This window comes from Mesorhizobium sp. M7A.F.Ca.AU.001.01.1.1, assembly GCF_004022735.1.
Taxonomy (GTDB): Bacteria; Pseudomonadota; Alphaproteobacteria; order Rhizobiales; family Rhizobiaceae; genus Mesorhizobium; species Mesorhizobium ciceri.
Map to the genome: position 1 here is coordinate 1 of NZ_RZPF01000107.1, position 12,113 is coordinate 12,113.

General features: G+C 64.6%; 11 protein-coding genes. 7 read left to right on the forward strand and 4 right to left on the reverse strand.

From position 1 onward, the window contains the following. Positions 1–11: 11 nt before the first annotated feature. Positions 12–815, reverse strand: a complete 804-nt coding sequence (locus EN884_RS09330) for an FCD domain-containing protein (protein ID WP_128360534.1) — start codon at positions 813–815, stop codon at positions 12–14. A 206-nt stretch (positions 816–1,021) separates the two neighbouring features. On the opposite strand from EN884_RS09330, the gene EN884_RS09335 reads away from it, so the two are divergent. The 4 genes from EN884_RS09335 (at position 1,022) to glcF (ending at position 6,734) form a co-directional block, all read left to right on the forward strand. Then, positions 1,022–2,344: a DUF3422 family protein gene (locus EN884_RS09335; protein WP_013530349.1), complete on the forward strand. Its 1,323-nt coding sequence runs from the start codon at positions 1,022–1,024 to the stop codon at positions 2,342–2,344. Between the two features lie 128 nt (positions 2,345–2,472). Then, the gene (locus EN884_RS09340) at positions 2,473–3,969 is read left to right on the forward strand and encodes an FAD-linked oxidase C-terminal domain-containing protein (protein WP_013530350.1); all 1,497 of its coding nucleotides are present in this window, start codon (positions 2,473–2,475) and stop codon (positions 3,967–3,969) included. A 223-nt stretch (positions 3,970–4,192) separates the two neighbouring features. After that, positions 4,193–5,398: an FAD-binding protein gene (locus EN884_RS09350; RefSeq protein WP_024502329.1), complete on the forward strand. Its 1,206-nt coding sequence runs from the start codon at positions 4,193–4,195 to the stop codon at positions 5,396–5,398. A gap of 10 nt (positions 5,399–5,408) precedes the next feature. Beyond that, a complete protein-coding gene (glcF, locus tag EN884_RS09355; RefSeq protein ID WP_063170130.1) occupies positions 5,409–6,734 on the forward strand; it encodes a glycolate oxidase subunit GlcF in 1,326 nt (441 codons plus the stop codon). Between the two features lie 12 nt (positions 6,735–6,746). On the opposite strand, the gene EN884_RS09360 is transcribed toward glcF, so the two are convergent. Next, positions 6,747–7,667, reverse strand: coding sequence for a bifunctional 5,10-methylenetetrahydrofolate dehydrogenase/5,10-methenyltetrahydrofolate cyclohydrolase (locus EN884_RS09360; protein WP_027160988.1), 921 nt, complete (start codon positions 7,665–7,667; stop codon positions 6,747–6,749). 260 nt (positions 7,668–7,927) lie between these two features. Then, complete coding sequence (locus tag EN884_RS09365) at positions 7,928–8,665, reverse strand: L,D-transpeptidase (protein ID WP_032808011.1); 738 nt, start codon at positions 8,663–8,665, stop codon at positions 7,928–7,930. A 213-nt stretch (positions 8,666–8,878) separates the two neighbouring features. Between EN884_RS09365 and EN884_RS09370 the strand changes: the two genes are divergently transcribed. Continuing rightward, the gene (locus EN884_RS09370) at positions 8,879–9,517 is read left to right on the forward strand and encodes a DNA-3-methyladenine glycosylase I (protein ID WP_013530355.1); all 639 of its coding nucleotides are present in this window, start codon (positions 8,879–8,881) and stop codon (positions 9,515–9,517) included. A 2-nt stretch (positions 9,518–9,519) separates the two neighbouring features. Here the strand turns inward: EN884_RS09370 and EN884_RS09375 are convergent, their stop codons facing one another. Continuing rightward, complete coding sequence (locus EN884_RS09375; protein WP_024502332.1) at positions 9,520–9,771, reverse strand: hypothetical protein; 252 nt, start codon at positions 9,769–9,771, stop codon at positions 9,520–9,522. Between the two features lie 247 nt (positions 9,772–10,018). On the opposite strand from EN884_RS09375, the gene hisS reads away from it, so the two are divergent. After that, the gene (gene hisS, locus EN884_RS09380; protein ID WP_027160986.1) at positions 10,019–11,521 is read left to right on the forward strand and encodes a histidine--tRNA ligase; all 1,503 of its coding nucleotides are present in this window, start codon (positions 10,019–10,021) and stop codon (positions 11,519–11,521) included. 60 nt (positions 11,522–11,581) lie between these two features. After that, positions 11,582–12,113 (forward strand): ATP phosphoribosyltransferase regulatory subunit (locus EN884_RS09385; RefSeq protein WP_206617572.1); only part of this gene is annotated, 532 nt, incomplete at its 3' end.

Consider the following 12,113-nt stretch of genomic DNA (forward strand, 5'->3'; position numbering starts at 1 on the left):
CGTTGCGATAGCTAGGAGCGTTTGCGTGCTGGTTCTGTATCGGTGGCGTCAACGCGCTGTTTCACCCTCAGCCGCGAGACGCGCTGCCAGTCGCCGCTGCGCTCGGCCTCCGCCATCGACCGTTCGACATAGGTGATGTGGTCCATCGCCGCCTGGCGGGCGGTGGCCGGGTCGCCGGCCTTCACCGCCGCATGGATCGCCCGGTGCTGCGCGAGCAGGGCGTCGCGCGCGCCGGGTACGGTGAACACCAGCAGCCGGTTCTGGAACACGCCCTCCGACAGCAGCCGATAACAGGAGCGCAGCGTGTGCAAAAGGATGATGTTGTGTGCGCATTCGCAGATCGCGTGGTGGAACTCGACGTCGATCTCGGCCTCGTCGTCGAAGTCGCCGGTCCGGTGCGCATCGTCCATGCGTGCCATGATCTTGTCGAGCAGCGCCATGTCGTCTGGGGTGGCGCGCCGTGCCGCATATTCAGCCGCAACCCCTTCGATCTCGCGGCGGTATTCCAGATAGTCGGTCACTGCCTTGCGGTGCATCGAGATCAGGTCCGTCACCGGTTTGGTGAAGAGCTGGCCGATGACATCGGCGACATGCGTGCCGCCGCCGGGCCTTGTCGTCAAAAGGCCGCGTCCTTCCAGTGCCTTCAGGGCGTCACGCAGGATCGGCCGCGATACGTCGAACTGGCGTGCAAGCTCGCGCTCGCCCGGCAGCCGGTCGCCGGTGCGCAGCACGCCTTCGAGGATGAGGCTCTCGATCTGCTGCACCACCTCGTCGGCGGTGCGCGAATGCTCGATCCTGGAAAAAATGTCGCTCAACAGAATGCCTGGAAGGTGAACCGGTGCCGCAGAATAGAGCCTGCCTCGCCAACTGGTCAAATTATTTATCCAATTGACAAAAAGCAGGCCGATTTCCCGCCCGATCCCGTGATCTTCGGCTAACTTTGCCGTTTGCGTCGTCAGGCCATTGGCACTAGAGGGACGCGAGTGCAAGCGGGTTCAAGGAAACCCCCGGGGAACAAGCCGTGTCAGACGACCCGTCCGATCTCGAATTCCAGCCGCGCGCCAAGGGCAGCGTCATGGGCTTTCCCGCGCATGAGGGCCGGCCCGGCGCACTCGGCGAGGTTCATGCCCGGCCGCATCCGCTGATCGAAAAGCCACGCGTCCTGATGCAACTCGCCTTCATGACGGAGGGCGGCTCCGGCGTCGACCACGCGGTGCTTTCCGAACTGTCGCGGCGCCTCGGCATCGCCGCGCCCGACCGCCAGGCCCGCCACCATGCCATGAAATGGGGCAAGGGCTCGCTGCGCTGGGAGCGGCACACCGAATTCTCGACCTATTTGTGGGAAGGGCCGCTTTCCGAAAGCGGCAGGACGCAGGAGGACTCACCCTTCGGCAACGGGTTTTCCCCGCCGGGAACCTGCATCTCCGGCATCAGGCTCGAAATCCGCAAATGGACGCAAGCAAGCGAGCAACTGATAGCCGGTTTCGATCCGACCAGCCTGTGCTACTCGCTGGTCGAGCGCGGAAACGCCGCCATCGTCACCGATTTTCGCCAGGATGGCGATGGCCTGACGCGCATGCTGCTGCTCGATCGCGGCTTGACCCCGGCGCGCACCGGCGCGTTGTCACAGCGGCTTATCGACATCGAGACCTATCGGACGCTGGCCATGCTCGGCCTGCCGCTGGCGTTGACCTTGTCCGGCCGCGCCCGCCGCATCGAAGACCGGCTGGCGCAGACCACGCTGGAAATGAAGGTCGCCGGGACACGGGACAGCCAGACCTTGCTGGCCGATCTGACCGAACTTGCGGCGGAGCTGGAGGCGGACGCGGCGTCGAGCCTTTACCGTTTCGGCGCCAGCCGCGCCTATGACGGCATCGTCGGCGAACGGCTGGACGCACTCGAGGAAGAGGCTGTGCCCGGCTATGACACATGGCGCGGGTTCCTGCAGCGCCGTGTGGCGCCCGCAATGCGCACCTGCCGCTCGGTCGAGGAGCGGCAGGAAAATCTATCGCGAAAACTGACCCGCGCCACGACGCTGCTGCGCACCTGGGTCGATGTCGAGGTCGAGAAGCAGAACCGCGACCTGCTTGCCTCGATGAACAACCGGGCCCGCCTGCAATTGCGCCTGCAGCAGACCGTCGAGGGGCTCTCGGTCGCCGCCGTCTCCTATTATGTGGTCGGCCTTGTCGGCTATGTCGCCAAGGGCGCCTCGATCTTCGGCCATGCCTTCGCGCCGGAGATCATTACCGCTGCTTCGGTGCCTGTCGCCATCCTGCTGGTCTGGTGGGGCGTGCGCCGCGTGCGCCGGATGCACTCCGAACCCGGCAAGCCGCCCGGCGAATAGCAGCGGCAGATTGCCGCTGCGTAAGCCTGTCTCCGCCTTGAAGTTGGATTCGCCGCCATTACAGGATTTGCACCCAACGCGCTTCACTGGTAAAAGATTTTGACCAGTCAAGCGAAATGAGGCTGCTGATGTCCGGCCTGGCCATGCCGAAACCAGACGATGCCACGATGCGCCGGCGCGACGAGATCGTCGCCGACATGCGCATCATCGTGCCGGGTGAGGGCGTCGTCGACGCCGCCAATTCCATGCGCGCCTTCGAGAGCGACGGCTTGACCGCCTATCGGCAGCTGCCGCTGGTCGTCGTGCTGCCGCAAACGGTGGCGCAGGTTTCGCGCGTGCTGAAATACTGCAACGACCGCAACATCCGCGTCGTGCCGCGCGGCTCCGGCACCTCGCTGTCGGGCGGGGCGCTGCCGCTCGAGGACGCGGTGCTGCTGGTCATGAGCCGTTTCAACCGTATCCTCGGGATCGATTTTCCCAATCGCGTCGTCGTTGCCCAGCCGGGCGTCACCAATCTCGGCATCACCACCGCCGTCGAGCAGGAGGGCTTTTACTACGCCCCCGATCCATCCTCCCAGATCGCCTGCTCGATCGGCGGCAATGTCGCGGAGAATTCCGGCGGCGTGCACTGCCTGAAATACGGCCTCACAGCCAACAATGTGCTCGGCATCGAGATGGTGCTGATGAATGGCGAGGTGGTGCGGCTGGGCGGCAGTCACCTCGATGCGGAAGGCTACGACCTGCTCGGCGTCATGACCGGGTCCGAAGGGCTGCTCGGCGTCGTCACCGAGGTCACCGTGCGCATCCTGAAGAAGCCGGAGACGGCACGTGCACTGCTGATCGGCTTCCCGACCAGCGAGCAGGGCGGCCAGTGCGTTGCCGACATCATCGGCGCCGGCATCATCCCGGGCGGCATGGAGATGATGGACCGGCCGGCGATCCATGCGGCGGAAGATTTCGTTCATGCCGGCTATCCCCTCGATGTCGAGGCGCTGCTGATCGTCGAGCTCGACGGGCCGGGCGTCGAGGTCGATCATCTGATCGGGCTGGTCGAGGCGATCGCCTACAAGAACGGCTCGACCACCTGCCGCATTTCGCAGTCCGAACAGGAACGGCTGAGCTTCTGGGCCGGCCGCAAGGCGGCGTTTCCGGCCGTCGGCCGCATCTCGCCCGACTACTACTGCATGGACGGCACCATCCCGCGCAAGGAGCTGCCGCGCGTGCTCGCCGGCATGCGCGAGCTGTCGGAAAAATACGGTCTCGGCGTCGCCAATGTCTTTCATGCCGGTGACGGCAATCTGCATCCGCTGATCCTCTACGACGCCAACGTACCGGGCGAACTCGACAAGGCCGAAAGTTTCGGCGCCGATATATTGCGGCTCTGCGTCAAGGTCGGCGGCGTCTTGACCGGCGAACACGGTGTGGGCGTGGAAAAACGCGACCTGATGCCGGAAATGTTCACCCAGATCGATCTCGACCAGCAGATGCGCGTCAAATGTGCCTTCGATCCCAACCATCTGCTCAACCCGGGAAAAGTATTTCCGCAGCTGCGGCGATGCGCCGAGCTTGGGCGGATGCATGTGCACCGCGGGCAGGTGGCGTTTCCGGACATTCCGAGGTTTTGAGGGTGATGACGGCGCGTGAACACCCCCCTCTGTCCTGCCGGACATCTCCCCCTCAAGGGGGGAGATTGGCAGCTTGCGCGCCTCGCCCTTCCGTCATCATTGAAGATTGGCGAAGCCATATGCGACATCTGATCTCCCCCCTTGAGGGGGAGATGTCCGGCAGGACAGAGGGGGGCGCCAGGGAACTCGGCATATCCGAACTCGCATCTGGCGCGGTCTCTTCATGACCACCTTCACCCCGACCACCCCATCCGAAGTCCTCTCCACCATAGCCTGGGCCGTGGCGGAAGAGGCGCCGCTCGAACTCCTTGGCCATGGCTCCAAGCGTGGCATCGGCCGGCCGCTGCAAACCGAACACACGCTCGACCTGTCGAAATTATCTGACGTCACGCTCTATGAACCGGCTGAACTGGTGCTGTCGGCCAAGGCAGGCACACCGTTGGCCGAGATCGAAAAACTGCTGGCGGAAAACGGCCAGCAGCTCGCTTTCGAGCCGATGGATTACGGCCCGCTGCTTGGTGGCGAACCGGGCAAAGGTACGATCGGCGGTGTGCTCGGCGCTAACCTCTCCGGTCCGCGCCGGCTCAAGGCGGGGGCCGCGCGCGACCATGTCCTGGGCATCAATGTGGTGTCCGGTCGTGGCGAGGCCTTCAAGTCGGGCGGTCGCGTGGTCAAGAACGTCACCGGCTATGACATGTCGAAGCTGATGGCCAACAGCTGGGGCACGCTGGCCGTCTTCACCGACGTCACCTTCAAGGTGCTGCCGGCAGCCGAGACCGAAGTCACGCTCGCCATCCGTAGCCTGCTCGACGATGCCGCGGCCGCCGCCATGGCCCTGGCGCTTGGCTCGAGTGCTGAAGTGTCGAGTGCCGCCCACCTGCCGGAGCGGATCGCCGCGCGCGTCGCCAGCGGCAGTCTCGGCAGCGAGGCTGCCACGCTGCTGCGCGTCGAGGGTTTCGGCCCGTCGGTCGCCTACCGCATCGCCGCGCTGAAAACGCTGCTCGGCAATGCCGGCCCGCTGGAGGAGATTGGCGGCGAGGTTTCACGGCTGATCTGGCGCGACGTTCGCGATTGCAGGCCTTTCGCCGACGGCAGCGAGAAGCCGGTCTGGCGCATCTCGATGACGCCTTCTCAGAGCCACCAGATGGTCCTGACGCTGCGCATGCAGGCCGCCGTCAGCGCCTTTTATGACTGGCAGGGCGGACTGGTTTGGCTGCGCATGGAACAGGGCGATCCGGAAGCCGCTCTGCTGCGCGGGCTGTTGAGGAAACATGGCGGCGGCCATGCGACGCTGGTGCGCGCCGCACCCTCGCATCGCGCCGCTCTACCGGTGTTCGAGCCGCAGCCGCCCGCTCTTGCTGCACTATCGGTCCGCCTGAAACAGGAATTCGACCCCAAGAATATCTTCAATCCCGGCCGCATGGCCTAGGACATCAGCGATGCAGACCAATTTTTCGCTTGCCCAGCTTGCCGATCCGCATGTCGCGGAATCGGAAAAGATCCTGCGCAAATGCGTGCATTGCGGCTTCTGCACCGCGACGTGCCCGACCTATGTGACACTCGGCAACGAGCTCGATTCACCGCGCGGGCGCATCTACCTGATCAAGGACATGCTGGAAAAAGGCCGTCCGGCCGACAAGCAGATCGTCACCCATATCGATCGCTGCCTGTCGTGCCTTGCCTGCATGAGCACCTGCCCGTCGGGCGTCAACTACATGCATCTGGTCGACCATGCCCGCGCCCATATCCAGGAGACCTACAAGCGGCCACTGCTCGACCGCCTGACCCGCGCCATGCTGGCCTTCGTACTGCCCTATCCCCAGCGCTTTCGCGCCGCGCTCAAGCTGGCGAAGCTGGGCAAGCCGTTCATAGGCTTGTTCGACAAGGTTCCGGCGCTGAAGCCGCTCAGTGCGATGCTCAAGCTTGCGCCGGCGTCGATCCCGGCAGCTTCGCCGATAGGCTCGCCGGGCATCCATGTCGGGCAGGGGACCAAAAGAGGTCGTGTCGCCATCCTCACCGGCTGCGCGCAATCGGTGCTCGATCCCGCCATCAACGAGGCGACGATTTCGCTGCTGACGCGGCTCGGCGTCGAGGTCTTGGTGCCGCCGGGCGAAGGCTGTTGTGGTGCGCTGGTCCATCATATGGGGCGCGAACAGGCCGCGCTTGCCTCGGCGAGGCAGAATGTCGACGCCTGGACACGCGCCCTCGACCAGGGCGGGCTCGATGCCATCGTCATCACCGCCTCGGGCTGCGGCACGACGATCAAGGACTACGGTTTCATGCTGCGGCTCGACCCGGCCTATGCCGACAAGGCCGCACGCGTCTCGGCACTGGCCAAGGACGTTACCGAATATCTCTCGACCCTCGACCTGCCCGAACCGGTTCGCAAGCCGGGCACTGTCGTTGCCTATCACTCGGCCTGCTCGATGCAGCACGGCCAGAAGATCACCCGCCAGCCGAAAGAACTGCTGGCCAAGGCCGGCTTCATCGTGCGCGAGCCGCGCGAAGGGCATCTCTGCTGCGGCTCTGCCGGCACCTACAACATCCTGCAGCCCGAGATCTCGGCCAAACTGCGCGACCGCAAGGTGAAAAACATCGAGGCGACGGGGGCCTCGATCGTCGCCACCGGCAACATAGGCTGCATCACGCAAATCGCTTCCGCCGCGAAGATGCCGGTGGTGCACACGATAAAGCTGCTCGACTGGGCCTATGGTGGGCCGAAGCCGGAAGGTGTTCTGGAAGAAAGCCTGATCGCTGCGGAATAGGTCGCCCTGTCCTTACTCCGCCGCAAGCCTGTCGGCCGTACCGTAGGTCGCCTCATAAAGCGCGCGCTGGCGGCTGAGCGCGACCATGGTGTTGCGCAGCAGGATGGCGACCGTGATCGGGCCGACGCCGCCCGGCACCGGGGTGATCCAGGAGGCGACCTCGCGCACGCTTTCAGTGTCGACGTCGCCGACGATGCGGCTGGAGCCGTCGGGGGCGATTTCGGAATTGATGCCGATGTCGATGACGGCAGCGCCCGGCTTGACCATGTCGGCCTTGATCAGCCGCGGCTTGCCGACGGCAACGAACAGCGCATCGGCGCGCCTTGCATGGGCGGCGACCGATCGCGTCATGTGGTGGCAGACCGTCACCGTCGCGCCTTCGCTCATCAACAGGAAGGCGATCGGCTTGCCGACGATTTCCGAATGGCCGACGATGACGACTTCCAGTCCCTTGAGGTCGAGGCCGGTCTCCTTCAGCAGCTCGACCGAGGCGGCCGCCGTGCAAGGCGCGAGATCGAGCTGGTTGTAGACGATGTTGCCGATCGAGGCCGGATGCATGCCTTCGACATCCTTCAGCGGATGCACCGCCGCTTGCAGCGTCTTGATGGGGATATGCGCTGGCACGGGCCGCTGGATGATGATGCCGGTAACGCGCGGATCGGCATTCAGGCCGTGGATCGCAGCTTCCAACTCGCCTGCTGTGATGGTGGCGGGAAAGCGCCGTTCCTCGAAATCGATGCCGGCGAGCTCAGCCTTGGCGCGCTGGTTGCGCACATAGACGTCCACCGCATCGGTGTCGCCGACGGTGATCGAGATCAGCTTGGGCGGAAAACCCTCGGCTTTGGCGATCGCTGCGTCCTCGGCAACGGCGGCGATGATGCGCTGGGCGACCGGGCCGCCCTTGAGATAACGGCTGTCTTCGGACAGAGGCATGGGTGAACTCTTTTGTGGAACTTGCCACCGAGATAGCAAAAGAATGCGGCAAAGGGCAGCATGAAAGCGAACCGCTATGCCCGTTGCGCGACGCGTGGGTGGCCTTTTGCCCTCGATTTCTGCTCAAAACGGAAAGGGCAGCGCGGTTTCCCGTGCTGCCCTTCCTGACCGGCCGCATCCCCATACGGCCCGTCCCCCGTATCCCTAAACTGGCCTCGAAACGCGGACTGCTTTGCCGGCCAGGTGATTCGCAAGGACTATTATATCACCTCGACCGTGGTTCCGACATTGACCCGCTCATAGAGATCGACGACGTCCTCGTTGCGCATGCGGATGCAGCCCGACGACACCGCGCCGCCGATCGTCCACGGCTGGTTGGTGCCATGGATGCGGTATTCGGTGGTGCCGAGGTAGAGCGCACGGGCACCAAGCGGGTTCTCCATGCCGCCGGCAAGATAGGTCGGCAAATAGCGGCCCTTGGCGGCTTCGCGCTTGATCATCTGCGCCGGCGGGCGCCAGTCCGGCCACTCGCGCTTGTTGGTGATCTTGTGCGTACCCGACCATTCGAAGCCCGGCTTGCCGGTGCCGACGCCATAGCGCCTTGCCTTGCCGTTCTTCTCGACCAGGAAGAGGAAATTCTGCGTGGTGTCGATGACGATCGTGCCCGGCTTCTGGCCTCCGTCATAGTCGACTTCCTGCGGCAGGTAGATCGGGTTGATCTGGGGACGCGCGACCATGCGCTTGGCCGGCGGCTGCACCGCCGCCGTCTGCACCCGGTCGGGCTGCGCCGGGCGCAGGCGTCGCTGCTGCTGCACCACCTGCCGGTTCTGGCGCACGATGCCGGGCGCATGGCCAAGCTGCAGCACCCAGGGTGCGGAAAGGTCGGGGCTCACCATCACCGGCGGCCTGTCGGCATAGCGGTCGCCGGCGGTTGAGGGTGTGACGCCGGCGGCAAACACAGCCACGGCGCCGAGCACGGGAAACAACACTGTCTTCATCGTAACGCACCTTGATCGTCTGATACAAACGGGTGGAAACGTCCTCCCGGTTCGGCGATCATTGGCGCGCAAGCAGCAACCGAAACATGAATCGGAATGCGTAAAATGCGGCTTTGTCAGTAAACCTTTTGGTGTGGTTACCGCCGGGTTCACGAATCTGGTAAAGCCGCAGTAAATGCCGCGCAAAGCGCGTTAACGAACGGATTTTGGCCTATGGACAAGGAACACACCGGCCTGCTCGCCGGCCCCGACGGTGTCGCGCGCTGCTTCTGGCACGGCAATCTGCCCGACTATCTGCACTATCACGATCATGAATGGGGCCGGCCTGTGGCCGACGACCGCAGGCTGTTCGAAAAGATCTGCCTGGAAGGCTTTCAGTCGGGCCTGTCGTGGCTGACCATACTGCGCAAGCGGGAGAATTTTCGCGAAGCCTTCGCCAATTTCGAATTCGACAAGGTAGCAAGCTTCACCGACAAGGATGTCGAGCGCCTGCTCGGCAATGCCGGCATCATCCGCCATCGCGGCAAGATCGTCTCGACCATCAACAACGCCAGGCGCGCCCGCGAAATGGTGGACGAATTCGGCTCACTGGCCGCCTGGTTCTGGAAGTTCGAACCCGGCAAGGACGAGCGGCCGCAAATCGTCGACCTCGCCCATCTGCGCGCGAACCCGACAACGGCCGTCTCGGTGCGGATCTCGAAGGAGCTGAAGAAGCGCGGCTGGAGCTTTGTCGGCCCGACCACGGTCTACGCCTTCATGCAGGCCATGGGCCTGGTCAACGACCACCTCGAGGGCTGCGCCTGCCGCCAAGAGGTCGAGAAGCAGCGGAAGGCTTTCAGGCGGCCGAAATAGGCTCAGGTGCCGTTGGCGCTGGCCAGCACCAGGCCGGCGACGATCGCCACCACCGTGGCCAGGGTCGGATAGATCACCAGCAGGCCGGTCATCAACGCGTCGCGCATGGATGGTCCCTTGCCGGTGTCGGCGGGTACTTCGAACGGTCCGGCAGCCTGGCTGACCATTTTCGGGACGTTGATGTCGGCCGGGCGCAAGCGTGCGGACAATCCGGCATCGCTGTCGATGGCATGGAATCTTGCTGTGCTGGTCATGGCCGCGAACCCCTCATTCCCGCGCTTTATCGGCGGCGATTGTGTCGGCACGATGCCGCACGCATGGCGGGATTGTTTCATTTGCGGTCCGGATTGGTTTCAAGGAGGTGCGGCGTCGCCTTCTCTCATCGGCAGCGCCAGAGGTCTGACCCTTGCCGCATCCGACCTCTTCGGTTAGGACACCCGCGTTGCGAAAATCGCAACATTGCCGACCTGCAAGCATCATAAAACGCCGAGCAAACACCCCATGGCCGATAAATCGGAAAAGACGAAAGCGCGACTGCCGCGCGGCTTTGCCGACCGCAGCGCCGAGGACATCCGCGCCGTCGAGAAGATGATGGCGACGATCCGCTCGGTCTATGAGCTTTACGGCTTCGAACCGGCAGACCAGCCGCTGATCGAATACACCGATGCGCTCGGAAAATTCCTCCCCGACCAGGACCGGCCGAACGAAGGCGTGTTCTCCTTCCAGGATGACGACGACCAGTGGCTGTCGCTGCGCTACGACCTGACCGCGCCGACGGCGCGTTATGTCGCCGAGAATTACGAGCGGCTGCCAAAACCTTACCGCAGCTATCGCTCAGGCTGGGTGTTCCGCAACGAGAAGCCCGGCCCCGGCCGCTTCCGCCAGTTCATGCAGTTCGATGCCGACACGATCGGCACGCCGGGTGTGGCCGCCGACGCCGAAATGGCCATGATGATGGCCGACGTCATGGAAGCGCTGGGCATCAAGCGCGGCGACTACGTCATCCGCGTCAACAACCGCAAGGTGCTGGATGGCGTGCTGGAGGCGATCGGCCTTGGCGGCGAGGAGAATGCCGGCCGCCGGCTGACGGTGCTGCGTGCGATCGACAAGCTCGACAAGCTCGGGCCGGAAGGCGTGAAGCTTTTGCTTGGCCCGGGCCGCTGGGACGGCGGCAAGGAGGGCGAAGGCGACTTCGCCAAGGGCGCCGGGTTGAACAACGGGCAAGCCGAGGCGGTTCTTCTCGCGACTGCGAGGACTATACAGGCCGGCCAGGATTCCATGGTCAGTTCGAACGCGATCTACCAGGAAGGCGTCGGCGAACTCGCCACGATTGAAGCGCTGGTCAGGGCGGCCGGATATGACGAAGACCGGATTGCCATGGACCGCTCGGTCGTGCGCGGCCTCGAATACTACACCGGCCCTGTCTTCGAAGCCGAGCTTCTGGCCGAAATCCCCAACGAAGACGGCCAGATCGTGCGCTTCGGTTCGGTCGGTGGCGGCGGGCGCTATGATGGCCTCGTCTCGCGCTTCCGTGGCGAGCCGGTGCCGGCAACCGGTTTTTCCATCGGCGTCTCCAGGCTGATGACCGCGCTGAAGAACCTCGGCAAGCTTGATGCCTCGGACGTGATTGCGCCGGTCGTCGTGCTGGTGATGGACAAGGACACCGACAGCCTCGGCCGCTACCAGAAGATGGTGGCGGAGCTGCGCGCCGCCGGCATCCGTTCCGAAATGTATCTCGGCGGCGCCGGCATGAAGGCGCAGCTCAAATATGCCGACCGTCGCGGCTGTCCGGTCGCCATCATCCAGGGCGGCGACGAGCGCGCCAAGGGCGAGCTGCAGATCAAGGACCTGATCGAAGGCGCGCGCATGTCGGCCGAAATATCAGACAACGCCGAATGGCGCGCGGCGCGCCCGGCACAGGTGACTGTGGCGGAGGGCGAGCTGGTCGTCGAGGTGAGGAAGATATTGGCGGCGCAGGCTGAGGAGAGGGCGCGTGGCAAGTAGAGGCCGCGTTGGCGCCTCTGGTTTGGGACCAGAGGGTCGTGCAGCACTGAGGTCAGCAAGTTGACCTCCCGCACCCCCGCCATCTCCACCGACATCACCAACCTCTTCGCCACGCGCAACACGCACGCCGTCGAGGTCGCCATATTGCAGCCGGCGGACCCGTTCCTCGACATGGCCGGCGAGGATTTGCGCCGCCGGATCTTCCTCACCGAAAGCGAAACGGGGCAGACGCTCTGCCTGCGGCCGGAATTCACCATTCCGGTCTGCCTCGACCACATAAGTTCGCAGGCCGGCACGCCGCGCCGTTATTCCTATCTGGGCGAGGTGTTTCGCCAGCGCCGCGAAGGCGGCAACGAGTTCTTCCAGGCCGGCATCGAGGATCTCGGCGACCGCGATACCGCGCAAGCGGATGCCCGCTCGGTGGCCGACGCGCATGCGCTGCTGTCGCTGGTGCTGCCTGGCCAGGCATTGGCGATCACGCTTGGCGACCAGACCATTTTCGAGGCGGTGCTGGCCGCCCTTGGCCTGCCGCGCGGCTGGCGCATGCGTCTTGCCCGCGCGTTCGGCTCGTCGCCGATGCTTGAGGCGGCAC

Bases quoted from the DNA above. Each gene is read 5' to 3' on its own strand.
- EN884_RS09340 (WP_013530350.1), top strand. From the start codon at position 2,473: ATGTCCGGCCTGGCCATGCCGAAACCAGACGATGCCACGATGCGCCGG.
- EN884_RS09350 (WP_024502329.1), top strand. From the start codon at position 4,193: ATGACCACCTTCACCCCGACCACCCCATCCGAAGTCCTCTCCACCATA.
- glcF (WP_063170130.1), top strand. From the start codon at position 5,409: ATGCAGACCAATTTTTCGCTTGCCCAGCTTGCCGATCCGCATGTCGCG.
- EN884_RS09360 (WP_027160988.1), bottom strand. From the start codon at position 7,667: ATGCCTCTGTCCGAAGACAGCCGTTATCTCAAGGGCGGCCCGGTCGCC.
- EN884_RS09365 (WP_032808011.1), bottom strand. From the start codon at position 8,665: ATGAAGACAGTGTTGTTTCCCGTGCTCGGCGCCGTGGCTGTGTTTGCC.
- EN884_RS09370 (WP_013530355.1), top strand. From the start codon at position 8,879: ATGGACAAGGAACACACCGGCCTGCTCGCCGGCCCCGACGGTGTCGCG.
- EN884_RS09375 (WP_024502332.1), bottom strand. From the start codon at position 9,771: ATGACCAGCACAGCAAGATTCCATGCCATCGACAGCGATGCCGGATTG.
- hisS (WP_027160986.1), top strand. From the start codon at position 10,019: ATGGCCGATAAATCGGAAAAGACGAAAGCGCGACTGCCGCGCGGCTTT.